We start from the raw sequence: 24772 nt of genomic DNA on the forward strand, positions 1-24772 counted from the left end.
GGGGGGGTCCCCAGCACGTACTTGCGGGGGGGGTAGGCGTGGTGTGGTTGTGGGTCGCCGAACACCTTGGCGGCCGCCGGGGGGCCCGGGGAGGGAGCGGCGTGCTCAGACGACGCGAGTTCCCAGTTGATCAGCTTGAGCACTTCGGCCTTGGCGTGCACGCGGGCCAGGTTCAGCTGCACCCACTCGGAGTCGATGAGCCGGTTGCCGTGTGCGTCCTTGGTGTTCTGCGCCCACTCCCTGACGCCGTCGAGCGCGACGAAGATCGGCTGCGCGGACACCAGGGCGACGCGCTCGTGGTTCAACTGGTTGGTGACGAGCTTCCAGCCCGCGTTCTCCTCGCCCACGAGGTTGGTCACGGGCACGCGCACGTCCTGGTAGTAGGTGGCGCTGGTGTCGACGCCGGACATGGTGTGCACGGGCGTCCAGGAGAAGCCCTCCGCGGTGGTCGGCACGATGAGCATCGAGATGCCGCGGTGCTTCTTGGCTTCGGGGTTGGTGCGGACGGCCAGCCACACGTAGTCGGCGTAGGCGATCAGGCTGGTCCACATCTTCTGGCCGTTGATGACGTAGTCGTCGCCATCGCGGACGGCGGTCGTGCGCAGCGCCGCCAGGTCGGTGCCCGCGCCGGGCTCCGAGTACCCGATGGAGAAGTGCAGATCACCCGCGGCGATCTTGGGCAGGAAGAACTTCTTCTGTTCGTCGGTGCCGAACGCCATGATCGTGGGCGCGACGCTGTTGATGGTCAGGAAAGGCACCGGCACGTTGGCGATCGCGGCCTCGTCGTTGAAGATCAGTCCGTCCATCGGGGGACGGGCCTGCCCGCCGAACTCCTTGGGCCAGGACAGGGTCAGCCAGCCGTCCTTGCCCATCTGGGCGACGGTCTCGCGGTAGACGTTGCCGCGGCCGACCTCGCCGTCGTTGGAGGCAAGCGCTTCGGCTCGCTCCGGAGTCATGAGCTTGGTGAAGTAGGCGCGCAGCTCGCGGCGCAGCTCCTCCTGCTCTGGGGTGTAGCCGATCCGCATCGAACGTCCTCGCTTCTCCGGTGCTGTTCTGCGATCTGTGCGGGACTCTGCTCGCCCCATGCACCAACCTCGTTGTAACACGTTCTAGTCTTGGGGTCCAGAACGGTGCAACACTGGCCGTTAGCGGCAGACGTCCTATTCTGTTCGCCAGCCCTGCCGGCGGTTGCTCCGTCGGCGCCGTGAAGTGCGGGAGGAGAGTGCTCATGCGAATCGAAGTGGATCTCGATCGCTGTGAAGGCAACGCAGTATGCGTGGGAATCGCGCCGGACCTGTTCGACCTCAACGACGACGACTACGCCGTGTTGAAGGTCGATGTCGTCCCGGCCGATCAGGAGGAGCGGGCCGAGCAGGCGATCGCCGAATGCCCCCGGGCCGCCCTGAACCGCCGAGACTAGAGGTATTCATAAGTGACAACGAACGTAACGCAGGATCAGGACGCCCTCGATCTGTCGGGGAAGGTCGCGGTCGTCACCGGCGCCGCGGCCGGACTCGGCCGGGCTGAGGCCGTCGGCCTGGCCCGCGCGGGCGCCACCGTGGTGGTCAACGACATCGCCAAGGCGCTCGACGCCTCCGATGTGATCGACGAGATCACGGCTGCCGGCGGCAAGGCGGTCACCGTCGCCGGTGACATCAGTGCGCGCTCGACGGCCGACGAACTGGTCACCACCGCCGACGGGCTCGGTGGTCTGCACATCGTCGTGAACAACGCGGGCATCACCCGGGACCGGATGCTGTTCAACATGTCCGACGAGGACTTCGACGCTGTCATCGCGGTGCATCTGCGGGGCCACTTCCTGCTGACGCGCAATGCCGCGACCTACTGGCGGGACAAGGCCAAAGAGGGCGACGGAACGGTTTACGGCCGCCTGGTCAACACGTCGTCCGAGGCCGGACTGGGCGGCCCGCCCGGGCAGGCCAACTACGGCGCCGCCAAGGCCGGCATCACGGCCCTCACCGTGTCCGCCGCCCGCGGCCTCGCCCGCTACGGCGTGCGGGCGAATGCGATCTGCCCCCGGGCCCGCACGCCCATGACCGCAGAGACGTTCGGATCGGCACCGGAACTGGCCGACGGCGAGGTCGACAGCCTCTCACCCGAGCACGTCGTGACGTTGGTGCACTTCCTGGCCTCTCCGGCGGCCGAGACCGTCAACGGTCAGGTGTTCATCGTCTATGGGCCCTCGGTGGCCCTGGTGGCGCCGCCGGTCCTCGAGGAGCGGTTCGACGCCGAGGGCGGTGCCTGGGATCCCGCCGCGCTGAGTTCGGCTGTGGGCTCCTACTTTGCCGACCGGGACCCGGCGCGGATGTTTTCCGCCGTCGGCCTTCTGGACGATTGACGGCTGCTTAAGAGAGCCGCGGATGCCCGCCGAGACTAGAACACGTTCTAAGATGATCTACGTCACATAGGCCTTGACCTGGACAGATATATCATTCATGTCTCATCTGTGCGATCTTTGACACTGCGAACGTGTTCTAGTTTAATATGGCGATCTCACGGGTTCGGAGGCCGAATCGGGTGAGGGAACCACCGCGGACAGCAGGTGGCAAACACTTCGCCAAGCCAACAATCCCGTGGCGAGAGCCCAGACATGTGAACTTCGCCGGACGAGAAGGGAACCGAGGTTGATCGAACAGCTTGCGGTTCCGGCTCGGGCCGTGGGCGGCTTCTTCGAGATGTCGATCGACACCTTCCGGGCGATGTTCGCGCGGCCCTTCCAGTTCCGGGAGTTCCTGGACCAGACCTGGATGATCGCGCGCGTCTCCCTGATTCCGACGCTGCTGGTCTCGATTCCGTTCACCGTGCTTGTCGCATTCACGCTGAACATCCTTCTGCGTGAGATTGGCGCCGCCGACCTGTCAGGTGCGGGCACCGCGTTCGGCACCGTCACCCAGCTGGGCCCCGTGGTCACCGTGCTCGTGGTGGCCGGTGCCGGTGCGACGGCCATCTGCGCCGACCTCGGCGCCCGCACCATCCGTGAAGAGATCGACGCGATGCGCGTGCTCGGAATCGATCCCATCCAGCGCCTCGTCGTGCCCAGGGTGCTCGCTTCGACGTTCGTCGCGCTGCTCCTCAACGGTCTGGTGTGCGCGATCGGCATCGCCGGCGGCTACGTGTTCTCGGTCTTCCTGCAGGGGGTCAACCCGGGTGCGTTCATCAACGGGCTGACCGTGCTCACCGGCCTGCCGGAACTTCTCCTCGCTGAGGTCAAGGCCCTGCTGTTCGGCGTGGTCGCCGGACTGGTCGGCTGCTACCGCGGCCTGACCGTGCAGGGCGGCCCCAAGGGTGTCGGCGTGGCGGTCAACGAGACCGTGGTCTACGCCTTCATCTGCCTGTTCGTCATCAACGTCATCATGACCGCGATCGGCGTTAGGGTCCTGGAACGATGAGCGGCTTCAGCAGTTACGACGCCACACTGCGCCTGCGGCGCTTCGTCGCGGGCCTTCCCCGGATCGTCGACGGGTTCGGTGAGCAGGCGCTGTTCTACGGCGAATCGATGCGCTACATCCCGAACGCGCTCAGGAAGTACCGGCGGGAGACCGTCCGACTCATCGCCGAGATGACGATGGGCACCGGCGCACTCGCGATCATCGGCGGCACCGTGGGCGTCGCGGCGTTTTTGACGTTGGCCTCCGGCGGCGTCATCGCGGTGCAGGGCTACTCCTCACTCGGCAACATCGGCATCGAGGCCCTGACCGGGTTCCTCTCGGCCTTCCTCAACGTCCGCGTCGTCGCACCGATCGTCGCCGGCATCGCCCTGGCCGCCACGATCGGCGCCGGAACCACGGCCCAGTTGGGCGCCATGCGTGTCGCCGAGGAGATCGATGCCGTCGAGTCGATGGCCGTGCACTCGGTGTCCTACCTGGTGTCCACGCGCCTGATGGCGGGTCTGATCGCGATCATCCCGCTGTACTCACTGTCGGTGTTGGCGGCGTTCTTCGCGGCGCGGTTCACCACGGTGTTCATCAACGGTCAGTCCGCGGGCCTCTACGACCATTACTTCAACACCTTCCTGGTGCCCAGTGACCTGTTGTGGTCGTTCCTACAGGCGATCGTGATGTCGATCGCGGTCATGCTCGTGCACACCTACTACGGCTACAACGCCTCCGGCGGTCCGGTCGGCGTGGGCATCGCGGTCGGCAATGCGGTGCGCACCTCGCTGATCGTGGTCGTCGTGATCACGCTGTTCATCTCACTCGCCGTCTACGGCGGGTCCGGCAACTTCAACCTCTCCGGGTAGCGGGACATGGCAGAAGGCGAAGCAAGACGCACGCATGTGCGGGTGGCCGCGGCCATCCTCGGCGCGATCATCGCGGCGGCGACGGTGTTCACCTACCTCGGCTACACCGCCGCATTCACCTCGACCGATGCGATCACCGTGATCTCGCCCCGCGCGGGCCTGGTCATGGAGCAGGACGCCAAGGTGAAATACCGCGGCATCCAGGTCGGCAAGGTCAAGAAGATCGAGTACGAGGGCGATCGGGCCAAGTTGACCCTGGCCGTCGAGAGCAGCCAACTGCGTCATATCCCGGCCAACGCGGACGTGCAGATCGCGGGCAATACGGTGTTCGGTGCCAAGTCGGTCGAATTCCTCACGCCCGCCGAGCCCGAGGGCCGGATGGAACCCGGCGCGACGATCGGCGACGCCAGCGTGCAGCTCGAGGTCAACACGTTGTTCCAGACGCTGACCGATGTGCTTCACAAGATCGACCCGGTCCACCTCAACGCCACGCTGACCGCGCTCGGTGACGGTCTGCGCGGCAACGGCGACAACTTCGGTGCGGCGCTGGCTGGGCTGAACGGCTACCTGGACCAGATCAACCCCAAGCTGTCGACGCTGCAGTCCGACATCCAGCAGGCCGGTGTCGTGGCCAACATCTATGCCGACGCCGCGCCGGACCTGGCCCGGATCTTCGACAACGCACCCGCGCTGAGCCAGACCATCGTCGACGAGCAGGAGAACCTGAACGCCACCCTGCTCGCGGCGACGGGGCTGGCCAACAACGCCTACGACACGCTTGCGCCGGCCGCTGAGGACTACATCGCGGCGATCCAGAGGGCACGTGCGCCGGCCAAGGTGCTGGGCGACTACTCACCGGTGTTCGGCTGCCTGCTGGAGGCCATGGTGGACGCCGCCGCCAAATTCGGACCGATCATCGGCGGCACCCGGCCGGGCCTGTTCGTGTCGTCGAACTTCCTGCCCGGCTCGCCCGCGTACACCTACCCGGAGAGCCTGCCGATCGTGAACGCCACGGGTGGCCCCAACTGCCGTGGCCTGCCGGACATTCCGAGCAAGCAGTTTGGTGGCTCCTGGTACCGCTCACCGTTCCTGGTGACCGACAACGCCTACGTGCCGTTCCAGCCCAACACCGAGTTGCAGTTCGACGCACCGTCGACGCTGCAGTTCCTGTTCAACGGTGCCTTCGCAGAGCGGGATGACTTCTGATGGGCGAGAACGGAAACCTGGTCAAGGTCGGCGTGTTCACCACGGTCATGCTGTTGGTGGCCGCCGGCCTGGTGGTGGTGTTCGGCGAGTTCCGGTTCGCGGCGGGCAACACCTATCACGCGATCTTTGAGAACGCCTCCCGGCTCAAGAGCGGTCAGGACGTGCGCATCGCCGGTGTTCCGGTGGGGACGGTCAAGTCCGTCAAGCTCGCCAAGGACAACACCGTCGACGTCACGTTCGACGTGAACAAGAAGTACCAGATGTACACCTCGACTCGGGCGCTGATCCGCTACGAGAACCTGGTGGGGGACCGGTACCTCGAAATCACCTCCGGCCAAGGCGAACTGCGGAAGCTGCCAGCAGGCGGCACGATCGGTCTGGACAACACCGAGCCCGCCCTGGACCTCGACGCGCTGCTGGGCGGACTGCGCCCGGTGCTCAAGGGTCTCGACGGCAACAAGGTCAACGAGGTCAGCAACGCGGTCATCGAGCTGCTTCAGGGACAGGGTGGTGCGCTCGCCGAGACATTGTCGAGCACAAGCGCGTTCACCACCGACCTCGCAGCGCGTGACCAGCTGATCGGTGACGTCATCAGCAACCTCAACGTCGTGCTCAAGTCGGTCGACGACAAGGGTGCCCAGTTCGACAAGAGCGTCGACCAGCTCCAGCAGCTGATCACCGGGCTCGCGCAGAACGCGGACCCGATCGCCAACGCCATCCCGCCACTGGCCGCGGCCGAGGCGGATCTGACTGACATGCTCGCCAAGGGCCGCCGACCGGTCCAGGGCGTCATCGAGAACCTGCGGCCGCTGATGTCGAAGCTCGACGAGCGCAAGCAGGACGTCAACGACACGCTCGATCCGTTGGCCGAGAACTACCTGCGGCTCAACGCCCTTGGCGCCTACGGTTCGTTCTTCAACATCTATTACTGCTCGGTCCGGCTGAAGATCAACGGACCTGCGGGCAGTGACATCCTGATCCCGTTCGGCGGACCGCCGGACCCGTCTCAGGGGAGGTGCTCTCCTGCCAAGGACAACTGACGGGTCCAATCCCGTCCGGACCGGTGTCTTCGGCATCGCGGTGGTCGTGTGCCTCGTCCTCGTGTCGTTCGGCTACACCAAGTTGCCGTTCTGGCCTCAGGGCAAGACCTACGAGGCGTACTTCACCGACGCCGGCGGCATCTCGCCGGGTAATGACGTCAACATCTCCGGCATCAAGGTCGGTCATGTCGAATCGATCGGCCTGGCGGGCAACGCCGCCAAGGTGAGCTTCACCGTCGACCGCGGAATCCAGGTCGGGGACCAGACGCTCGTCGCCATCAAGACCGACACGGTGCTCGGGCAGAAGTCGCTCGACGTGAAACCCGCCGGCGGCGGCGAGTCGACCACGATCCCGTTGGGGCGCACCACCACCCCGTACACGCTCAACGCGGCTCTGCAGGATCTCGGTGCCAACACCGCCGCGCTCGACAAGCCCCAGCTGGAACAGGCACTGCGCACGCTGACCGACACGTTGCGCGATGCGACACCGCAGTTGCGGGGTGCCCTCGACGGCATCGCCGACCTGTCGCGCAGCATCAACACGCGCGACGAGGCCCTCGGTGAACTGCTGGCGCACAGCAGGTCCCTCACGAACACGCTTGGACAGCGTGCCAAGCAGGTCAACCAGCTGATCGTCGACGGAAACCAGCTCTTCGCCGCGCTTGACGAACGGCGCGCCGCGCTGTCCTCGCTGATCGCCGGAATCGACGACGTGTCCCAGCAGATCTCGGGATTCGTGGCCGACAACCGCAAGGAGTTCGGACCGGCGCTGACCAAGCTGAACCTGGTGCTGGACAACCTCAACAGTCGCCGCGAGCAGATCAGCCAGGCGCTCAAACGCCTGCCCGGTTATGCCACCGCACTCGGTGAGGTGGTCGGCTCGGCACCCGGCTTCCAGATCAACCTGTACGGCCTTCCGCCCGCCACGATCTCAGAAGTCCTGCTGGACACCTACTTCCAGCCCGGCAAGCTTCCTGACAGCCTCTCCGACTACCTGAAGGGCCTCATCGCCGAACGTCTCATCCTGAGGCCGAAGTCACCATGACCGATACCCAGACCGCAACACCCTGGTACCGCAACCGCGGCCTGCTGATCGCGACCGTCGTCGCATTGGTGGCCGCGCTGGCGGTGGGCCTGTACGTGCTCTGGCCGGGCCGGTCCACCTACAAGGTCATCGGGTACTTCTCGTCCGCCGTGGGCCTCTACCCCGGCGACGAGGTGCGCGTCGTCGGTGTCCCCGTGGGCACCATCGACTCGATCGAACCGCGGGTCTCCGACGTCAAGATCACGATGTCGGTCTCCGACGACGTCATGGTGCCCGCCGACGCTCAGGCCATCGTCGTGTCGCCGAACCTGGTGGCGGCGCGCTTCATTCAGCTCACACCGGCGTACGAGCCCGGCTCGAACGCCCAGGTGCTCGCCGACGGCGCGGTCATCGGCCTGGACCGCACCGGTGTGCCGGTCGAATGGGACGAGGTCAAGACCGAACTCTCGAAGCTGTCGGAGACCCTGGGACCCGAGCAGGGCAGCCTGCAGGGACCGCTGACCGAGTTCGTCGACCAGGCCGCCACCACGTTCGACGGCAACGGCGACTCCTTCCGCAACGTGCTGCGCGAGTTGTCCCAGACGGCAGGGCGACTCGGTGACTCGCGCACCGACCTGTTCGGGACGGTCAAGAACCTGCAGCTTCTGGTGAACGCGCTGTCGCAGAGCAACGAACAGATCGTGCAGTTCTCGAACCACGTCGCGTCGGTCTCCCAGGTGCTCGCCGAGAGCACCTCCGGCCTGGACGCCACTTTGGGCACCCTGAACCAGGCGCTGACCGATGTGCGTGGGTTCCTCGACGAGAACAACGACACTCTGATCGGGTCGGTCAACAAGTTGACGCAGCTGACGTCCCTGATCTCCAACCAGAGCGACGATCTCGAACAGATCCTGCACGTCACGCCCAACGGCCTGGCGAACTTCTACAACATCTACAACCCCGCGCAGGGCACGGTCGGCGGCGTGCTGTCACTGCCGAACTTCGCCAACCCGGTGCAGTTCATCTGTGGTGGCACGTTCGACACCGGCACCACCGCCAACGGCGACAACATCAAGCGTGCCGAGATCTGCAAGCAGCGGATGGGGCCGGTGCTGCGTCGGATCACGATGAACTTCCCGCCGCTGCTGTTCCATCCGATCAACAGCATCACGGCCTACAAGGGACAGATCATCTACGACACCCCGGAGACTGAGGCGAAGGCCCAGACCCCGGTGCCCTACCTGCAGTGGCAGCCCGCCCCAGGTGTCACGCCTCCGGTGATCCCGCCGGGCGCGACCCTCGGCGACATGGTGCTGCCCCCGGCAGCCGATCCGGGCCAGATCTCGCCCGGACCGCCGTTCATCGTCGGCAGCGGGCCCGCACCGGGTCCCGCACCCGAGGCGCCACCGGCGCCGGCGGCAGCATCGGGAGGTGGTGGCTGATGGTCACCGGAGGACGAGGAACGAAGGCGGGGAACGTGATCGCGTGGCGCGCGGGTGGACACCGAGCCGTCGTGCTGGGTGTCAGCGCGACGATGCTGGCGGGCTGCTCGTTCGGCGGACTGAACTCGGTCAACATGCCCGGCACCAAAGGGCATGGACCGGGGTCGTATTCAGTCACCGTGGAGCTCCCCGACGTCGCGACCCTGCCGCAGAACTCGCCGGTGCTCGTCGATGACGTCACGGTCGGCAGCGTCTCGGGCATCGAGGCGGTCCAGCGCGCCGATGGAACGTTCTTCGCCGCGGTGAAACTCTCGGTCGACTCCAACGTCGAACTCCCCGCCAACGCCACCGCGCGGGTGGCGCAGACGTCGTTGTTGGGTTCGCAGCACATCGAACTCGCTGCGCCGGTCGGAGAACCCGGCGAGGGCAGGCTGGTCGACGGTGCCAACATTCCGGAGAGCCGGGCCGGCCGCTACCCGACCACCGAAGAGGTGCTGTCGTCCCTGGGCTTCGTGGTCAACAAGGGCAATCTCGGTGCGCTGCAGGACATCACCAATGAGGCCTACGCGGCGGTGGCCGGCCGGGCAGGCAGTTTCGCCGGGCTGCTGCCCAAACTGGCCGAGCTGACCAACTCGCTGCGCATGCAGACCAACGACATCGTCGCGGCGCTGGACGGCCTGAACCGGCTCTCGTCGACGCTGGCCAACAGCCGGGACAGCCTGGGGCGCACGCTCGAGACGCTGCCCGAGGCGCTCGAGGTGCTCAACCGCAACCGCGCCAACATCGTCGATGCCCTGACCGCCCTGGGGCGGGTGGGAACCGTCGCCGCCAACGTGCTGTCCAAGACCAAGGACGATTTCGCCGCGGACTTCAAGGACCTGTACCCGGTGATCCGGTCGTTCGCCGAGAACGCCGACAACCTCATCACGGGTCTGACGTTCATCCCGACCTTCCCCTTCGACCGTCGGTACCTGCGCAACGCGGTCCGCGGCGACTACCTGAACGTGTACGCAACCTTCGACCTGACGCTGCGGCGACTGGGTGAGTCGGTCTTCACCACCTCGGGGCTCGATCCGAACATGAAGCACATGAGCGAGGTCCTCAATCCGCCCGACTTCCTGACCGGGCAGATGGCCAACCTCTCGGGGCAGGCCGCTGATCCATTCAAGATTCCCGCGGGTGATGTTCCGGGTGAGAAGGGACCGCGCTGATGCTTGATCGTCTTTCCCGGATCCAGCTGCTGATCTTCTCGATCGTCACGGTGCTCACGGTGACCGCCATCGCGGTGTTCTACCTGCACCTGCCGGCCAAAGTGGGTATCGGCTCCTACAAGGTGGCGGCCAACTTCGCTGCAGGCGGCGGCATCTACGAGAACGCCAACGTCACCTATCGGGGCGTGACGATCGGGCGAGTCGAGTCCGTGGGGCTGACCGATGACGGCGTCCTGGCGTCGATGCGACTCAACAGCAACACCCCGGTCCCCGACAACGTCACGGCGACGGTCAAGAGTGTCTCCGCCGTCGGTGAGCAGTACATCGACCTGGTGCCGCCGGAGGGTACGGACGCCTCGACCGACAAACTGCGCAACGGCGCCACGATCGGTCAGGACCGCACCGCGGTGGGTCAGGACATCTCAAGCCTGCTGCGGCAGGCCAACGCGCTGGTCGACAGCGTCAGCAACAGCAGACTGCAGGATGTCCTGCGCGAGGCGTTCAAGGCCTTCAACGGCTCCGGTCCGGAACTGGCCCGCATGATCCAGTCGACCCGACTGCTGATCGATGAGGCCAACGCCAGCGCCGGGCAGACCACAGCGTTGATCGACCAGGCCGGCCCGTTCCTGCAGGCCCAGATTCGCGCCGGCGACGACATCAAGTCGCTGGCCGACGGCCTCGCGCAGGTCACGACCCAGTTCAACAACGCCGACCCGCAGTTCCGCAGTGTGCTGGCCACCGCGCCGGGTGCCACGGACGCGGCCAACACGGCGTTCAGCGGCATTCGGCCGGACTTCCCGATGCTGGCCGCCAACCTGGCCAACCTCGGCCGCGTCGGGGTGATCTACCACAAGTCGATTGAGCAGGCGCTGGTGATCTTCCCGGCGTTGATCGCGGCGCTGATCACCGTCGCCGGCGGTGTGCCGGCGGACGAGGGTGGCAAGCTGGACTTCAAGATCGACCTCGGCGATCCGCCGCCGTGTCAGGTCGGGTTCCTGCCCGCAACGACGATCCGTTCGCCGGCTGACGAGACGGTCCGCGAACTGCCCAACGATCTGTACTGCAAGACCGCGCAGAACGACCCCACGGTGGTCCGCGGCGCGCGCAACTATCCGTGCATGGAGGTTCCGGGCAAGCGGGCGCCGACCGTTCAGCTGTGCCGCGATCCGAAGGGGTTCGTCCCGATCGGCAGCAACCCGTGGCGCGGTCCGCCGATCCCGTACGGGACACCGGTCGAGGACGGGCGCAACATCACGCCGCCGAACAAGTTCCCGAACATCCCGCCGGCCGCCGACTACGACCCGGGTCCGCCCGTGGTGCAGTTGCCGCCGGGGGTGCCGCCAGGTCCCGGTCCGGCGCCGCATGCGCCGTTCCCGCTGCCGGTGCCGCCGAACGACAACGGCGCTCCTCCGCCGTGGCCGTTCTTCGCGCCCCAGGACCAGATCGTGCCGCCGTACGCGCGCCAACCCGCGGACGCTCCGCCGCCCCCGGCGGCGCCGCCCGCGGAGACCGCACCGCCGGCCGACGGACCGCTGCCCGCCGAGGCCCCAGCGCCGCAGGCCAGTGGGCCCAGCTACGCCACGTATGATCAGGACGGCAAGTTCGTCGATCCCAACGGTGGTGGCACAGGGGTGCTGACCTCGGCTGCGGAAAATCACCGCCCCGCCGAGAGTTGGGTCGATCTGATGCTCGATCCGAGGCAGGTGTAATGACCGAATCCCCGACTTCGACGTCTGAGGTGACGCCGAAGCCGGTGAGACGCCGTGCCTCGCGCGCGGCGGGACCGGCATCCCCGGACAGTGCCGCAGCGGTGGTCACCGCACGCGTGGACGCTGCGCCGTCGTCTTCGGGGCCACCCTCGTCGTGGCCTCACGTCGCGGCGCCGCCGCCCCGCAGGCAGCCGAACCGCCGCGTGGCCGGGATCATCGCCGCGGTGGCGGCCGTGGTCCTGCTCCCGCCGTTCGGCGGGGTGGCCGGGGTGCTGTTCCAGCAGAAGCGGGCCGCGGACGCGCTCGCCGAACGGGACCAGCGCTACGTCGACACCGCGTCGCAGACCGTGGTCAACATGTTCACCTATACGCCCGACACCATCGAAGAGAGCGTCAACCGCTTCGTCGACGGCACCAGTGGCCCGCTGCGCGACATGATCAGCCAGAACGACAACGTCGAGAACCTCAAGTCGCTCTTCCGCGACACCAACGCGACATCCGAGGCGGTTGTCAACGGTGCCGCCCTCGAGGACGTCGACGAGGACCGGAAGAACGCCTCGGTGATGGTCGCGGTGCGGGTCACCGTGACCGACATCGACGGGGTGAACAAGCCGTCGCAGGCCTACCGGCTGCGCGTGATCGTGCACGAAGATGACAACGGCCGGATGACGGGTTACGACCTGAAGTACCCCGACGGGGGCAACTGATGAACAGGTGGGCGCGTCTTTCGGTGACGGCGTTGTCGGTGCTCGTCGTCGCGGCGATCGTGGGCCTCGGCGGCATGGTCGGCTGGCTGTATTGGAACCGGGTCGAGACCAAGGGTGCGCAGGCCACTCAGGCTGAGCTGGAAAAGGTTGCCGCGGAGCAGATCCCACAGGTCTTCGGATACGACTACCAGACGGTTGAGCGCAGCCTCACCGATGCCTACAACCTGCTGACACCGGAGTACCGCCGGGAGTTCGTCGACCGCGCCACCAAGGACATCATCCCGCAGGCGCGGGAACGCCAGGTGATCAGTCAGGCCCGCGTCGTCGGCGTCGGTGTGCTCGAAGCGCAGCGCGATTCCGGGTCGGTGATGGTCTTCATGAATCGCACCGTGACCGATAAGTCGAAACAGCCCGCCTACGACGGCAGCCGACTCCGCGTCGACTATCAGAAGGTCGACGGCAAGTGGCTGATCCAGTACATCCAGCCCATCTGAGCGCGTCCTTGGCCGCGGTGTGGGTCTAGTTCCGTGTCCCGGCCAAGGCGTCCAAGAACGCCCTCGCGCTGGGGTGGTGGTGGGCGAGTGCGTCCTTGGCCGCGGTGTGGGTCTAGTTCCGTGTCCCGGCCAAGGCGTCCAAGAACGCCCTCGCCCAGCGGTCCACGTCGTGGACCAGCACCTGTCGACGCAGCGCACGCATCCGGCGCCGGCCCTCCTCGGGGTCCTGATTCAGCGCGTCCTCGATGGTGTCCTTGACCCCGTCCAGGTCGTGCGGGTTGACCAGGTAAGCCTGTCGGAGTTCGGCTGCGGCACCGGTGAACTCTGAGAGCACCAACGCGCCACCGAGGTCACTGCGGCAGGCCACATACTCTTTGGCCACCAGGTTCATCCCGTCGCGCAACGGGGTCACCAACATGACGTCGGCCGCCACGAAGAACGCGATGAGCTCGTCACGGGGCACTGGACGGTGCAGATACTGCACGACCGGGTGGCCGACCTCACCGAACTCTCCGTTGAGGTGACCGACCTGCCGCTCGATGTCGTCGCGCAGCACGCGGTAGGCCTCGACGCGTTCCCGGCTCGGAGTGGCCAGCTGGACCAGCACAGTGTCCTCGCGATTGACGCGACCCTCGGCAAGCAGTTCGGTGAACGCTTTGAGACGGACGTCGATGCCCTTGGTGTAGTCCAACCTGTCCACGCCGAGCAGGATCTTGCGGGGGTTGCCCAGTTCGGCACGGATCGCGCGGGCCCGCCGACGGATGTCGCGGTTGCGCGCCTTCTGGTCGAGCTCGTCGGAGTCGATCGAGATGGGAAAGGCCCCGACCTTGATGGTGCGGAAGCCCACCTGCACCTCACCGAACCGCGACCGCACGCCGACCGATGCGCGGGAGGTGTTGGCACCGATCAGCCGGCGCGCCAGGAACAGAAAGTTCTCCGCACCGCCGGGCAGATGGAAGCCGACCAGGTCCGCGCCGAGAAGACCCTCGGTGATCTCGGTGCGCCACGGCATCTGCATGAACAGTTCGACCGGCGGGAACGGGATGTGCAGGAAGAAGCCGATGACCAGGTCGGGCCGCAGCATCCGCAGCATCTTGGGCACCAGCTGCAGCTGGTAGTCCTGCACCCACACGGTGGCGCCCTGGGCTGCCTCCTTGGCGGTGGCCTCGGCGAACCTGCGGTTGACGTCGACATACCGGTCCCACCATTCGCGGTGGTACACCGGTTTGACGATGACGTCGTGGTAGAGCGGCCACAGCGTCGCGTTCGAGAAGCCCTCGTAGTATTCGGCGACGTCCTGCGCGCTCAGCCGCACCGGCTGCATCCGCAGGTCATCCTCGACAATCGGGTCCTCGATGACGTCGACGTCGTCCTCGGCCACGCCGGCCCAGCCGATCCAGGCGCCGCGGCGCTTGCGCAGCAGCGGCTCAAGAGCCGTGACGAGGCCACCCGGACTGCGTTTCCAGGTGACGCTCCCGTCCGGGTGGCGCTCCATGTCGATCGGCAGCCGGTTGGCCACCACCACGAAGTCAGACTCTCCGGATCGGGCGCGGTCACCGTCCCCGGCTGTCACCTACGCCTCGAGCTTTGACGGTCCAATGCCGAGCATCGAGAGGAAGACCCGACATTCATCGGCATCGGTGGCGTACGCGGCGACGACGCGTCGAGCCTGGCTGGCGGTGCTGTCAGCCAACGGCTCGACGTCGCCGAGGTCAGCAGGATCACTTTTTGCGGGCATCACTCAACCATAGGTGACACGCCGTGGTTTCCCAGCAGGGAGAGGGCCGCGCACCGGTCAGCGGGCGGCGTCCTCGCCCCCGATCTGGGTGTCGGCACCCGGGTGCAGGTTCTCGTTGCCTGCGGTTGCACCAGGGGTGCCCGTCGTCCGCTCCAGGCATTCACCCGGGACGGAGCCGGGGCAGGGCACGCTTTCGAGTCCGGGGCCGTTCGGCTCCCCCGTGACGTTGGGGGACACGGTCGGGTAGAGGCCACCGCGGACGTTGGGCGACAGCGAGGGAATGCAGTGGAGGGTGTAGAGATCCTCGACCTCACCAGCGGGGCAGGCCGCAACAGGCGTTGCTGCGGGAGTGCCGGGCACCAGGATGGCGGCGGCGGGTGCGGCCGAGAGTGCAAGGGCGAAACCGCCCGCGACGACAACCCGCCGGGTACGACTGTTCAGGTTGAGCATTCTCACGCTTTCTATGGGTTCCAAGCTGGACACTTACAGGACTCACGCAGAAATGAATGGTAATGGTCGCAGCGCCCGCTCGCGCGCCGCTTGCGCCGACTGGTGGGTCGCGCCCGGCTCGGACTGCCGCGTGGCGGCCTCGAACAGGCCCGGGGTTTACGTAGCAGTGCGAAGTTGTAAAGTGCATGGCATGGCCACGCCTGAGCAGCCCGATGGTGGATCCAACGCGCCCAGCGCGCCCGAGTTCGTCAGTTACGAGACTGTCGAAGACGGCCGGATCGCACGGGTCTGGTTGAACCGTCCCGCCGAGCACAACGCGCAGAACCGCACGCTGCTGGTGCAGCTCGACGACGCCTTCCGCCGCGCGGAGGCCGATGACAACGTGCGCGTGGTCATCCTGGGTGCGCGCGGCAAGAACTTCTCCGCGGGCCACGACCTCGGGTCGGATGCCGCGATGAGGGAACGGACGCCGGGTCCCGGGATGCACCCCAGTTTCGCGATCGACGGCGCCACCCGGCCCGGCATGGTCGAGAAGCTGTACCTGCAGGAATGGCACTACTACTTCCAGAACACCGTCCGCTGGCGTGATCTGCGCAAGGTCACGATCGCCTCAGTGCAGGGCAACGCGATCTCGGCGGGGCTGATGCTGATCTGGGCCTGCGACCTGATCGTGGCCGCAGACAATGCGAAGTTCAGCGACGTCGTGGCGTCCCGGCTGGGCATGCCCGGTGTCGAGTATTTCGCCCATCCTTGGGAGTTCGGACCGCGCAAGGCCAAAGAGCTTCTGATGACCGGTGATTCGATCGACGCCGACGAGGCTTACCGCCTCGGCATGGTCTCCAAGGTCTTCCCTGTCGACGAGTTGGAGGACAAGACCCTCGAATTCGCCAAGCGCATCGCCGCGCAGCCGACCATGGCCACGCTGTTGATCAAGGACTCCGTCAACGCCGCCTCCGATGCGATGGGCTTCACTGAGGCTCTGCGTCATGCGTTCCACATTCATGAACTGGGGCATGCGCATTGGGCGGCCCACAACGAGAACCGTTTCCCCGTCGCCCAGGTGCCGGACGTGCAGGACTGGCGTACGGCGCCGCGGACTCAGCCCGCTCGGCGCGATACGCCATAACTGTCCGGCTGCCGGCGGGGTCATGATTGCATTACTGGAACGTGTTCCAGTTTTCTGAGGAGTCGGTGTGCAGTTGTCGTTTGAAGATCGGACCTACCTGGTCACCGGTGGTGGCAGCGGAATCGGCAGGGGTGTGGCGGCAGCACTGTCCGCCGCGGGCGCCAATGTGATGATTCTCGGCCGCAACGCAGACCGCCTGGCGGAGGCCGCCGATGAGATCACCGGACAGGGTCCGGGAGCCGTCCGCTACCAGCCCGCCGATGTGACCAACGAGGACCAGGTGGCCGCCGCTGTCGAGGCCGCAACGGCCTGGACGGGCCGACTGAATGGTGTCGTGCACAGTGCTGGTGGCAGTCACACGATCGGCCCGATCACGCAGATCGATTCCGAATTGTGGCGAAGCACTGTCGATCTCAATGTCAACGGCACCATGTACGTCCTCAAGCACTCGGCACGGGAGATGGTGCGTGGCGGCGGTGGCTCCTTCGTCGGGATATCGTCGATCGCGGCCAGCAACACCCACCGCTGGTTCGGGGCCTACGGACCCGCCAAGTCGGCCCTGGATGCTCTGCTCAAGCTCGCGGCCGACGAACTGGGGCCGTCGTGGGTCCGGGTCAACGGCATTCGGCCAGGTTTGACCCGCACGGAGATGGTCGGACCGATCATGGAACTTCCGGCCACCCTGGAGGACTACCGGCAGTGCACCCCACTGCCACGCGTGGGCGAGGTGTCCGACATTGCGAACGTCGCGCTGTTCCTGCTCTCGGATGCTGCTGAATACGTCACCGGACAGGTCATCAACGTCGACGGCGGGCATGGACTGCGTCGAGGTCCAGACATCTCGGGTCTGCTCGAACCCGCGTTCGGCGCCGACGGGTTACGCGGAGTCGTCTGACCCGGTCCCCGCATCGCTGGCCGACAGGGTCGCGATGGCCGACCAGTCCAAGTGCTCGCCGCCGTTCGCGATGAGCGTGAGGAACCGGTCCCGCAGCAGACCGGCGATCGGCAGCGGCACCGAAAGGCGCTCACCGGCCTCGAGCACCAACCGGATGTCCTTCAACCCCAGGGGGGCCGCGAACCCCGCGGGTTCGAACTGCTCCCCGGCGATCAGCCCGCCATAGGTCCTGTACACCGGGGCATCGAACAGCGTGGAGGTCAGGATGTCCACGTACTGATGGGCGTCGACGCCGGCCTTGCCGACCAGCGCCATCGCCTCCCCGAGGGATTCGATCACCGAGGCGATCAGGAAGTTGCCGCTGAGCTTGATCAGGTTGGCGGCGGGAGGGTCGTCGGCGACGACGAACGTGCGCTGCCCGATCGTGTCGAGCAGTTCCTCCACGTCGGCGACAGCCGAGGCTGCACCCGCCGCGACGACGAACAGCTTGGCGGCCGCGGCGGCCTCGGGTCTGCCGAAGACCGGTGCGGCGACGAAGCGTTGGCCCGCATCCGCGTGGGCCTGTGCGAGTTGTGCGCTCAGTCCGACGCTGATGGTGCTGCACGAGATGTGCACGCCCGGCGAGGCCAGGTTGTCAAGAATGCCGTCAGCGAGGTCGATGTCGCCGAACGTGACACCGCGCACCGCATCGTCGTCGGCGAGCATCGTGAACACGACATCCCCGCGGCAGGCGTCGGCCACGGTGTCGGCACGGTGCGCGCCCTGCCTCTCCAGGGCGTCCACCTTCGCGGGGGTTCGGTTGTAGGCAGTCACGTGATGGCCCGCCCGCACCAGATTGGCGGCGATTCCCGCGCCCATGCTGCCCAGTCCGATGAATCCGATTCTCATCACTACACCCTCGCCCAGATCCGGTTCCGGTGTCACGTGAACGCGGTGTCGGCTGCAACAGCGGGACACCGCGACCTCCACGGCCTCACCGTCTCCGGTTGGCGCGAAGAGGCCGATCCCGTTCGCGCCGTGAGTACTTCGAAAACGTGACATCTGACGGGGTGGTCTGTAAAGCTACCCCGATGCGGACCGCTGGTGACGACACGGCTGTGCCCGATACCGCCCATGAGGCACTGCACACCCCACGGCGCGCGTGGACCGCCGTCATCCTGCTCGCCGTCGTGGGGACGCTGAACTACGCCGACCGTTTCCTGCCGGCGGTGCTCGCCGAACCGATCAAGAACGACCTTGCGTTGTCCGACACCGCAATCGGAGTCATCAACGGGTTCGGGTTCTTGATCGTCTACGCGATACTCGGCATCGTCATCGCGCGAGTCGCCGATCGCGGAGCGTTCGGCCTGGTGATCTCGTCCTGCCTGACGCTGTGGGGTGCGATGACGATGGTCGGCGGCTGGGTGCAGTCAGGGTTCCAACTGGCGTTGACCCGCGTCGGCGTGGCCATCGGCGAGGCGGGCAGCACCCCGGCCGCCCACGCGTATGTGGCGCGAAACTTCGCCCCGCACAGGCGGGCGGCACCGTTGGCCGTCATCACGCTGTCGATTCCGCTCGCCAGCGCGGCCAGCCTCATCGGCGGTGGTCTGCTGGCGCAGTCGCTGGGATGGCGGACGGCGTTCGTGGTCATGGGTGCCTTGAGCATCGCGGTGGCTCCACTGGTGCTGCTGGTCCTGGGGCGGCGCCAGACGCTGCCCGCCCAGTCACCGTCCGAACGGGTCGAGTCGGGGCGGTGGTGGGACCTGCTGAGCAAACCCAGTTATCGCGCGGTGGTGGCCGGAGCCGCCTGCATTTCGGTTGCCGGGTACGCCCTCACGACGTTCGCGCCCGCGTTCCTGATGCGCAGTCGCGGAATGTCTCTGGGTGAAGTGGCCTGGCAGTACGGAGTCGCCAGCGGCGTGACGGGAGTGCTGGGGCTGCTCGTCGTCGGGCGGGTCGCCGACAGGTTGTCCGCGCGTGACCCGCGCTGGCTGCTGTGGCTCGTCGCGATCATGACCGCGGCCATGGTGCCGTTCTCTCTGGCCGCGCTGATAGTCGACGATGCGGTTGTCACGGTGTGGTGCATCGCGTTGAGCTACGTCATCGGGACCGCCTACATGGCCCCGTCGATCGCCGCGATTCAGCGGCTGGTTCGTCCAGAACAGCGGGCCACGGCCTCGGCGATCTTCCTGTTCTTCGGCGCGGTCGTGGGCTCACTCGGGCCGTTCCTGACCGGCATGATCAGCGATGCCCTCACCGCCGAACTCGGCCGCATGGCGTTGGAGCGCGCGCTGTACCTCGTGCCGGTGTTCCAGGTGATCGCCATTGGGTGTTATCTGTGGGCGAACCGGCGGTTCGCACAGGAGATCGTGGACACCCGCGAGGCGCAGGCCGCGTCGGCGGGCTGACCCAGACGTTCGCTGATTCGGCACCCCAACTTCTGACGCCGGGTGTTCTCGCGGCATCACCACACGGGCGGCCCGCGTAGAGCGCCGCGGTCCTGACCAGCGCATCCCGGTCTGCGCGCCAATGTGCTGTGGCGTGACGTGTACACATGAAGTCGAAGGCGGCGGGTATACCGCGGGTACTGGTTTCGAACGGGAAGGCCTTCATGACCGCAGCACGCTCGCAACTGGACCGTCGCGATCTCGCCGAGGCGCAACGGGTCATCGGAGCCGTGGGCTCGGCCTTCTCAGCCCGAGTGGTGGGTCAGGACCACCTCAGAGAATCGATGCTGCTGGCTCTGCTGGCCGGCGGACACCTGCTGCTCGAAAGCGTGCCCGGGTTGGCCAAGACCACCGCGGCGCGCGTGGTCGCTCAGTCGATCGACGGCAGTTTCCGGCGCATCCAGTGCACGCCGGACCTGCTGCCCAGCGACATCATCGGTACCCAGATCTATGAGTCCGCGACCAATTCGTTCGTGACCGTGCTCGGCCCGGTGCACGCCAACATCGTGCTGCTCGACGAGATCAATCGGTCGAGCGCCAAGACGCAGAGCGCGATGCTCGAGGCCATGGAGGAACGCCAGACCACCGTGGCAGGTGTCGAGCACGCCATCCCGGAGCCGTTCCTGGTGATCGCCACTCAGAACCCGGTCGACCAGGAGGGCACATATCCGCTCTCGGAGGCGCAGACCGACCGGTTCATGCTCAAGGAGGTGGTGCGCTATCCCTCGGTGGACGATGAGGTGGAGGTGATCGCCCGCATGGACGCCGGTCTGTACGACAGAGACCACACCGCACGACCGGTGGTGGGCCTGCCGGACATCCGGCGGGTGCAGATGCTGGCCCGTTCCGTCTATATGGACACCGACCTGGTCCGCTACGCCAGCAGTCTGGTCTCCGTGACGCGGACGCCCGAGCGTCACCTGCCGTCGCACCTGGCGCGACTCATCGAGTACGGGGCGAGTCCCCGCGCCACCATCGCGTTCTGCCGGACCGCCCGGGCACTCGCCGTGCTGCGCGGTCGAGGACACGTGATCCCCGAGGACATCGCACATCTGGCGCACCGCGTGCTGCGGCATCGACTGATCCTGGGATTCCAGGCCACGACCGAACGGGTCACCCCCGATACGGTCGTGGACGCTGTCCTGCAAGCGGTCCGGGTGCCGTGAGGGCGTCGTGGGCAAGCATCTGGACGCCGCACGCGCACACTTCGGCCGCGACACCGGTGGATTTCTGGAGGGGGGACGGTATGCCCTGGTGCACACCCGAAGCCTGGAATTCGACGATCTGCGACCCTACGTGCCGGGCGACGACGTTCGTGACATCGATTGGAAGGCGACCGCCCGGTCGGGACACACGCTGATCAAGCGTTTCGTGTCGGAGAAGCACCACAAGATCCTTGTGATCGCCGACGCGGGTCGCGACACCGCGGGGCTGGCTCCGTCAGGTGAGGTGCGGCGCGACGTGGCCGCCCACGTGATCGGCGCGCTGGGCCTGATCACACTGCGCCGTTCGGATCAGATCGGCATGGTCTTCGGCGACGCCCGCGGATGCGTGGACATCCCGCTGCGACGAGGTGAGACGCATATCGAGCGCATGCTGCACAGGTTCGCGCAGCACACCACGGCGGCACCGGCGCGCAGCGACGTGATCGAGCAGTTGGACTGGGTGGCACGACATCACCGGCACCCGATGCTGATCTTCGTGGTGTCCGGTGAACCCGATGTCGGGGCTCGTCTCAGCGAGGTCCTGCGTCCCTTGGCGACGCTGCACGACGTGATGTGGGCGATGGTCAGCGATATGCCGGCTGTGGACTCGGTCGAGGACGGGCGGGCCGGCTGCGACGTAGCCGGCGGGCGTGTGATCCTCAGCGGGGCAGACCTCGGGACCACCGTCCTGGAGGCCTACCGGCGCGCGGAACAGGATCGGCGGCAGCACCTTTCGGAGTTCCTTGCCGCACACGGCGTGCCATACGCGTTGATCGGCGGAAGCCGCGGAATCAGGATGGCGCTGACTGAGATGACCGAGGTCTACGGCCGTGCCGGATGACCTGCTCCGGTTCGTCAGTGGTCCGGCGCCGTTCTCGTGGTGGTGGCTGGCCCTGGCCGCGGTGCTGATCGCCGTCGTGATCGCCTGGTATTCGGCGGTGTTCGCGCTGACCGCACCCCAACGCCGCGTGCGGGACATCCCCGTCGTCGGATCCGCCAGGATCGCCCTGGCCAAGCGCCGGTATGCGCGCGCCGTGAACACGATTCGCGCGCGGCACCGTGCCGGCGATCTGGCCGGCGCGCCCGCGAGCGCCGCGCTCAGCGCGCAGCTGCGCGCGTTCCTGACAGAGGCCACGGGCGTCCGCGTGCAGTACATGCAGGTCGCCGACATCGCGATGAGTGAAGTGCGTTCCGCGGCACCGCTGCTCACCGACCTCAATGACGCACAGTTCAACGCCGCGTCAACAGTCGACGTCACCGCGACGGCCGACGCGGTCGAGGAGTTGATCCGGGCATGGAACTGACCTGGTGGTTGGTCGCGATCCTCGGCATGGTCGCCCTGGCGGTCTGCGTGGCCGCCGCCCTGCTGTGGCCACGGTCGGCGGCCCAGCGTGTGCTGCGCCCGTTGGCGAATGTCGAGCGGTTGACTCGCCTGCCCGAGTACCGCCGTGCCGTCCGCATGCGCACCGCGGCCACGATCGCGGCCGTCGCGCTGCTGCTGATGACCGTCGTCGCGGCGGTCGTGGCCGCCTCCCGTCCCACGGGTGGGCCGACCCTCTGGCCGTACTCGGACAGCGCAGCACCTGAGGACATCATGGTGTGCATCGGAGCGCCGCTGACGGATCCGGCCACCGCACCGGCGCTGCGGTTCTTCGCCGACGCCATCCCGACCTTCGGCACCGAACGCATCGGGCTGACCTCGGCCAACCGTCGCGTGGTGCCTTTGACTCGCGACTATCAGTACGCGGCAGCGCAGTTCGCCGACTATGGGCGTCCCGTCGAGCAGCAGGGTGATTCGCCGGCATTCGTGCGACCGGTGTCCTACGCCGACTACGCCCTGACGCTGCCGGACCTGCTCGGCCTCTGCCTGACGGGCTTCCCGCATTTCGACGAGCCCAGTGCGCAACGACGATCGCTGATCTACATCGGGCCGGGGACACTGTCCGACGCCCAACCGTCGCTCTTCTCCGCCGCCCAGCTCACCGAATTGGCCTCGCGCGGCGGGATCCAGGTCAACTCCGTGGTGACCAGCGGGGACGATGCCGTCGTCGCCGCCATCTCGGAGGCCACAGGGGGACGAACGTACCCCGCGGACGACGATGTGCCCCAACGCCTTGCCGACATCCGGAGTCATCCGCCGGGTGCACCGGTCGAGGCGCAGGCGGGACCCGTCCGCGCGATCGAGACGCCGGACGTGCCGCTCACGGTGGCACTGATCGCGCTGCTGGCGCTGGCACTCTGGCCGGTGGTGATGCCCCGATGACGCTGCATCCGGTGTTGCCGCCGCTGATTCTGGCTCTCATCGCCGCGGCGCTGCTGACGGCGCGGCTGATCACCTTCCGGCGCCTGCGCCGTGCCGCGCCTTCACGAGCGGCGATGTGGCGCTGGGCCGCGGTCAGTTCGGCCGCCGCACTGCTGGTCCTTGCCGCGGCCCGACCGGTGTTCGGCGACGATGGTGCGCCACCGCGGGTGGCCGGTGAGACCACCCCGAATGTGTTCATCGTCCTCGACCAATCGGCGGAAATGGACATGCCCGCGGCCCGCGACGACGTCGACGAACTCCTCGACCGCCACCCCGATGCCCGGTTCGCCCTGATCGGCTTCACATCCCGGCCGTCGTTGGTCTGGCCGTTGTCTGCCGACACCTGGAGCCTTCGTTCGGTGGTGGCCGCAATGACCGCGTCGGGAACTGATGCCGGCGATGTCGGGGCCGCAGCCAACGTGCTCCGGTACCAACTCATCGGGGCCGCGCAGCATTACCCGCGGGCCCGCAACCTGGTCTACTACCTCGGTACCGGAGTATCTGAATCCGGCAACCCACCAAGAGAATTCGATCTTCCAGAGGGCGAGGTTTCGGGCGGAGCGGTGGTGGGTTACTCACCCGCCGGTGTGGAGTCGCTGCAGGCTGTCGCCGACCAGATCGGGGTGCCGTTCGTGCCCCGCTTCGACGGTGCGGTGCTGCCTGCCGACACCGGCCCAGCGCAGGAGGTGCAGGCCGCGCAGACGGCGGCGGGGGAGCGCATCGAGGTGTACTGGGGCCTGGCGGCAGCGGCGTCGGTGCTCGTGCTGGCCGAACTGTTCATGGTTCTGCGTGAGTTCCGCCGGACCAGGATGCCGGTGGGGCAGGTGCTGCCATGACCCCGAGAATGCGGGTGCGACGCCGCCTCCTGATCGGCTCAGCCCCGATCGTGGCGCTGCTGGTGGTCGTTGTGATCAAACTGGTCTCGATGGTGATCGCCGGCCAGTGGGCGGCTTCGGCGTTCGACGACCGGGACGCCGCGGGACTGCGCGCGGCGGCGGGCGTGTTGAGCACGGTGAACATCATCGAACCGGCTAAGGCACACAGCGCTGGGGGGGCGGCGGCCGTGCTGGACAACCGACTCGGAGAGGCCGACAGCCGATTCACGCAGGCACTGTCGCTGGTGGGAGCCCAGGAGTCCTGCCCGATTCGGGTCAATCTGGCGCTGGTCCGCGAGACGCTCGGCGACCGGGCGTTCGCTGCCTTGGACGGACATGAGGCCGCCGAGCAGTATCTGCGCGCGTTGGAGGTTGTCGAGCAGGCGCCGTCGGGCTGCTTCGCGGGCAACACCGACAGCGACCCCGAACGCCAGTCGGTGCGCGAGGATGCGGTACCGCGCCTGACCGCAAAACTCGAGGCGGCCCGCGCGGCGGTGCCGCCACCTCCGCCTCCGCAGCCGGTGGGGGCGCCCCCGGTGGCGGCGGCGCCGGGGGCTGGGCAGGGCGGCACCGACGAGGACATCCGACTGCGCCTGGAACCGGGGGCGGGTGATCCGCTGGACAAGCTCGGGCAGATCCTGCGAGACGCCGCGGGTTGAGG

General features: G+C 67.2%; 26 protein-coding genes. 21 read left to right on the forward strand and 5 right to left on the reverse strand.

What is annotated here, in order from left to right; genetic code table 11:
• Nucleotides 1-1025: acyl-CoA dehydrogenase family protein (locus tag A5727_RS20985; protein WP_068254428.1), on the reverse strand; the 1025-nt coding region annotated here is incomplete at its 3' end.
• A gap of 203 nt (nucleotides 1026-1228) precedes the next feature.
• Here A5727_RS20985 and A5727_RS20990 point away from each other — a divergent pair.
• The 12 genes from A5727_RS20990 to A5727_RS21045 all read left to right on the forward strand — a co-directional run bounded on the left by A5727_RS20990 (nucleotide 1229) and on the right by A5727_RS21045 (nucleotide 13094).
• A complete protein-coding gene (locus A5727_RS20990) occupies nucleotides 1229-1420 on the forward strand; it encodes a ferredoxin (protein ID WP_068254431.1) in 192 nt (63 codons plus the stop codon).
• A gap of 12 nt (nucleotides 1421-1432) precedes the next feature.
• A complete protein-coding gene (locus A5727_RS20995) occupies nucleotides 1433-2359 on the forward strand; it encodes a 3-oxoacyl-ACP reductase (RefSeq protein ID WP_068254434.1) in 927 nt (308 codons plus the stop codon).
• A gap of 286 nt (nucleotides 2360-2645) precedes the next feature.
• Nucleotides 2646-3410, forward strand: a complete 765-nt coding sequence (locus A5727_RS21000) for an MlaE family ABC transporter permease (RefSeq protein WP_068254437.1) — start codon at nucleotides 2646-2648, stop codon at nucleotides 3408-3410.
• Nucleotides 3407-4261, forward strand: a complete 855-nt coding sequence (locus A5727_RS21005) for an MlaE family ABC transporter permease (protein WP_068254439.1) — start codon at nucleotides 3407-3409, stop codon at nucleotides 4259-4261. Before A5727_RS21000 ends, A5727_RS21005 begins: the two co-directional genes overlap by 4 nt.
• A 6-nt stretch (nucleotides 4262-4267) precedes the next feature.
• On the forward strand, nucleotides 4268-5467 hold the full coding sequence (locus A5727_RS21010) for an MCE family protein (RefSeq protein ID WP_068254442.1): 1200 nt from the start codon (nucleotides 4268-4270) through the stop codon (nucleotides 5465-5467).
• On the forward strand, nucleotides 5467-6507 hold the full coding sequence (locus A5727_RS21015) for an MCE family protein (RefSeq protein WP_068254445.1): 1041 nt from the start codon (nucleotides 5467-5469) through the stop codon (nucleotides 6505-6507). Before A5727_RS21010 ends, A5727_RS21015 begins: the two co-directional genes overlap by 1 nt.
• Complete coding sequence (locus A5727_RS21020) at nucleotides 6491-7552, forward strand: virulence factor Mce family protein (RefSeq protein ID WP_068254449.1); 1062 nt, start codon at nucleotides 6491-6493, stop codon at nucleotides 7550-7552. Before A5727_RS21015 ends, A5727_RS21020 begins: the two co-directional genes overlap by 17 nt.
• Entirely contained in the window at nucleotides 7549-8973 is a 1425-nt protein-coding gene (locus A5727_RS21025) for an MCE family protein (RefSeq protein ID WP_068254453.1), read from the forward strand. The genes A5727_RS21020 and A5727_RS21025 overlap by 4 nt, the downstream gene beginning before the upstream one ends.
• A gap of 92 nt (nucleotides 8974-9065) precedes the next feature.
• A complete protein-coding gene (locus A5727_RS21030; protein WP_157521494.1) occupies nucleotides 9066-10184 on the forward strand; it encodes an MCE family protein in 1119 nt (372 codons plus the stop codon).
• Nucleotides 10184-11893, forward strand: a complete 1710-nt coding sequence (locus A5727_RS21035) for an MCE family protein (protein WP_068254458.1) — start codon at nucleotides 10184-10186, stop codon at nucleotides 11891-11893. The genes A5727_RS21030 and A5727_RS21035 overlap by 1 nt, the downstream gene beginning before the upstream one ends.
• The gene (locus A5727_RS21040; RefSeq protein ID WP_068254461.1) at nucleotides 11893-12600 is read left to right on the forward strand and encodes an Rv1363c family protein; all 708 of its coding nucleotides are present in this window, start codon (nucleotides 11893-11895) and stop codon (nucleotides 12598-12600) included. The genes A5727_RS21035 and A5727_RS21040 overlap by 1 nt, the downstream gene beginning before the upstream one ends.
• Nucleotides 12600-13094: a mammalian cell entry protein gene (locus tag A5727_RS21045; protein WP_068254465.1), complete on the forward strand. Its 495-nt coding sequence runs from the start codon at nucleotides 12600-12602 to the stop codon at nucleotides 13092-13094. Before A5727_RS21040 ends, A5727_RS21045 begins: the two co-directional genes overlap by 1 nt.
• A 112-nt stretch (nucleotides 13095-13206) precedes the next feature.
• Here the strand turns inward: A5727_RS21045 and A5727_RS21050 are convergent, their stop codons facing one another.
• From A5727_RS21050 to A5727_RS21055, 3 genes are read right to left on the reverse strand one after another with little or no spacing between them, the layout of a single operon-like run.
• Nucleotides 13207-14667 (reverse strand): alpha,alpha-trehalose-phosphate synthase (UDP-forming), encoded by a 1461-nt coding sequence (locus tag A5727_RS21050; RefSeq protein WP_068254468.1) that lies wholly within the window; start codon nucleotides 14665-14667, stop codon nucleotides 13207-13209.
• Nucleotides 14668-14832, reverse strand: coding sequence for a hypothetical protein (locus A5727_RS27630; RefSeq protein WP_157521492.1), 165 nt, complete (start codon nucleotides 14830-14832; stop codon nucleotides 14668-14670).
• A 57-nt stretch (nucleotides 14833-14889) separates the two neighbouring features.
• A complete protein-coding gene (locus tag A5727_RS21055; RefSeq protein ID WP_082949941.1) occupies nucleotides 14890-15282 on the reverse strand; it encodes a hypothetical protein in 393 nt (130 codons plus the stop codon).
• A gap of 190 nt (nucleotides 15283-15472) precedes the next feature.
• Between A5727_RS21055 and A5727_RS21060 the strand changes: the two genes are divergently transcribed.
• Both A5727_RS21060 and A5727_RS21065 read left to right on the forward strand, forming a co-directional pair.
• The gene (locus tag A5727_RS21060; RefSeq protein WP_068254474.1) at nucleotides 15473-16408 is read left to right on the forward strand and encodes an enoyl-CoA hydratase; all 936 of its coding nucleotides are present in this window, start codon (nucleotides 15473-15475) and stop codon (nucleotides 16406-16408) included.
• Between the two features lie 67 nt (nucleotides 16409-16475).
• Entirely contained in the window at nucleotides 16476-17303 is an 828-nt protein-coding gene (locus tag A5727_RS21065; protein ID WP_068254477.1) for an SDR family oxidoreductase, read from the forward strand.
• Here the strand turns inward: A5727_RS21065 and A5727_RS21070 are convergent.
• Nucleotides 17286-18191 (reverse strand): NAD(P)-dependent oxidoreductase, encoded by a 906-nt coding sequence (locus A5727_RS21070; protein WP_068254480.1) that lies wholly within the window; start codon nucleotides 18189-18191, stop codon nucleotides 17286-17288. The genes A5727_RS21065 and A5727_RS21070 overlap by 18 nt on opposite strands.
• A 182-nt stretch (nucleotides 18192-18373) precedes the next feature.
• On the opposite strand from A5727_RS21070, the gene A5727_RS21075 reads away from it, so the two are divergent.
• The 7 genes from A5727_RS21075 to A5727_RS21105 all read left to right on the forward strand — a co-directional run bounded on the left by A5727_RS21075 (nucleotide 18374) and on the right by A5727_RS21105 (nucleotide 24770).
• Nucleotides 18374-19690: a spinster family MFS transporter gene (locus A5727_RS21075; protein ID WP_068254483.1), complete on the forward strand. Its 1317-nt coding sequence runs from the start codon at nucleotides 18374-18376 to the stop codon at nucleotides 19688-19690.
• A gap of 203 nt (nucleotides 19691-19893) precedes the next feature.
• On the forward strand, nucleotides 19894-20895 hold the full coding sequence (locus A5727_RS21080; RefSeq protein ID WP_068254612.1) for an AAA family ATPase: 1002 nt from the start codon (nucleotides 19894-19896) through the stop codon (nucleotides 20893-20895).
• A 7-nt stretch (nucleotides 20896-20902) separates the two neighbouring features.
• On the forward strand, nucleotides 20903-21775 hold the full coding sequence (locus tag A5727_RS21085; RefSeq protein WP_068254487.1) for a DUF58 domain-containing protein: 873 nt from the start codon (nucleotides 20903-20905) through the stop codon (nucleotides 21773-21775).
• Nucleotides 21765-22238, forward strand: coding sequence for a hypothetical protein (locus A5727_RS21090; protein WP_068254490.1), 474 nt, complete (start codon nucleotides 21765-21767; stop codon nucleotides 22236-22238). The genes A5727_RS21085 and A5727_RS21090 overlap by 11 nt, the downstream gene beginning before the upstream one ends.
• The gene (locus tag A5727_RS21095; protein ID WP_068254493.1) at nucleotides 22229-23197 is read left to right on the forward strand and encodes a hypothetical protein; all 969 of its coding nucleotides are present in this window, start codon (nucleotides 22229-22231) and stop codon (nucleotides 23195-23197) included. Before A5727_RS21090 ends, A5727_RS21095 begins: the two co-directional genes overlap by 10 nt.
• On the forward strand, nucleotides 23194-24072 hold the full coding sequence (locus tag A5727_RS21100; protein WP_068254496.1) for a vWA domain-containing protein: 879 nt from the start codon (nucleotides 23194-23196) through the stop codon (nucleotides 24070-24072). The genes A5727_RS21095 and A5727_RS21100 overlap by 4 nt, the downstream gene beginning before the upstream one ends.
• Nucleotides 24069-24770 (forward strand): hypothetical protein, encoded by a 702-nt coding sequence (locus A5727_RS21105; protein ID WP_068254500.1) that lies wholly within the window; start codon nucleotides 24069-24071, stop codon nucleotides 24768-24770. Before A5727_RS21100 ends, A5727_RS21105 begins: the two co-directional genes overlap by 4 nt.
• The last annotated feature ends 2 nt before the right edge of the window (nucleotides 24771-24772 follow it).

It is taken from the genome of Mycobacterium sp. ACS4331 (genome assembly GCF_001667265.1).
Classification (GTDB): domain Bacteria; phylum Actinomycetota; class Actinomycetes; order Mycobacteriales; family Mycobacteriaceae; genus Mycobacterium.

Bases quoted from the DNA above. Each gene is read 5' to 3' on its own strand.
- A5727_RS21060 (WP_068254474.1), top strand. From the start codon at position 15,473: ATGGCCACGCCTGAGCAGCCCGATGGTGGATCCAACGCGCCCAGCGCG.
- A5727_RS21030 (WP_157521494.1), top strand. From the start codon at position 9,066: ATGCTGGCGGGCTGCTCGTTCGGCGGACTGAACTCGGTCAACATGCCC.
- A5727_RS21070 (WP_068254480.1), bottom strand. From the start codon at position 18,191: ATGAGAATCGGATTCATCGGACTGGGCAGCATGGGCGCGGGAATCGCC.
- A5727_RS21040 (WP_068254461.1), top strand. From the start codon at position 11,893: ATGACCGAATCCCCGACTTCGACGTCTGAGGTGACGCCGAAGCCGGTG.
- A5727_RS21035 (WP_068254458.1), top strand. From the start codon at position 10,184: ATGCTTGATCGTCTTTCCCGGATCCAGCTGCTGATCTTCTCGATCGTC.
- A5727_RS21005 (WP_068254439.1), top strand. From the start codon at position 3,407: ATGAGCGGCTTCAGCAGTTACGACGCCACACTGCGCCTGCGGCGCTTC.
- A5727_RS21055 (WP_082949941.1), bottom strand. From the start codon at position 15,282: ATGCTCAACCTGAACAGTCGTACCCGGCGGGTTGTCGTCGCGGGCGGT.
- A5727_RS21105 (WP_068254500.1), top strand. From the start codon at position 24,069: ATGACCCCGAGAATGCGGGTGCGACGCCGCCTCCTGATCGGCTCAGCC.
- A5727_RS21015 (WP_068254445.1), top strand. From the start codon at position 5,467: ATGGGCGAGAACGGAAACCTGGTCAAGGTCGGCGTGTTCACCACGGTC.
- A5727_RS20990 (WP_068254431.1), top strand. From the start codon at position 1,229: ATGCGAATCGAAGTGGATCTCGATCGCTGTGAAGGCAACGCAGTATGC.
- A5727_RS21045 (WP_068254465.1), top strand. From the start codon at position 12,600: ATGAACAGGTGGGCGCGTCTTTCGGTGACGGCGTTGTCGGTGCTCGTC.
- A5727_RS21010 (WP_068254442.1), top strand. From the start codon at position 4,268: ATGGCAGAAGGCGAAGCAAGACGCACGCATGTGCGGGTGGCCGCGGCC.
- A5727_RS21100 (WP_068254496.1), top strand. From the start codon at position 23,194: ATGACGCTGCATCCGGTGTTGCCGCCGCTGATTCTGGCTCTCATCGCC.
- A5727_RS27630 (WP_157521492.1), bottom strand. From the start codon at position 14,832: ATGCCCGCAAAAAGTGATCCTGCTGACCTCGGCGACGTCGAGCCGTTG.
- A5727_RS21025 (WP_068254453.1), top strand. From the start codon at position 7,549: ATGACCGATACCCAGACCGCAACACCCTGGTACCGCAACCGCGGCCTG.
- A5727_RS21080 (WP_068254612.1), top strand. From the start codon at position 19,894: ATGACCGCAGCACGCTCGCAACTGGACCGTCGCGATCTCGCCGAGGCG.
- A5727_RS21075 (WP_068254483.1), top strand. From the start codon at position 18,374: ATGCGGACCGCTGGTGACGACACGGCTGTGCCCGATACCGCCCATGAG.
- A5727_RS21095 (WP_068254493.1), top strand. From the start codon at position 22,229: ATGGAACTGACCTGGTGGTTGGTCGCGATCCTCGGCATGGTCGCCCTG.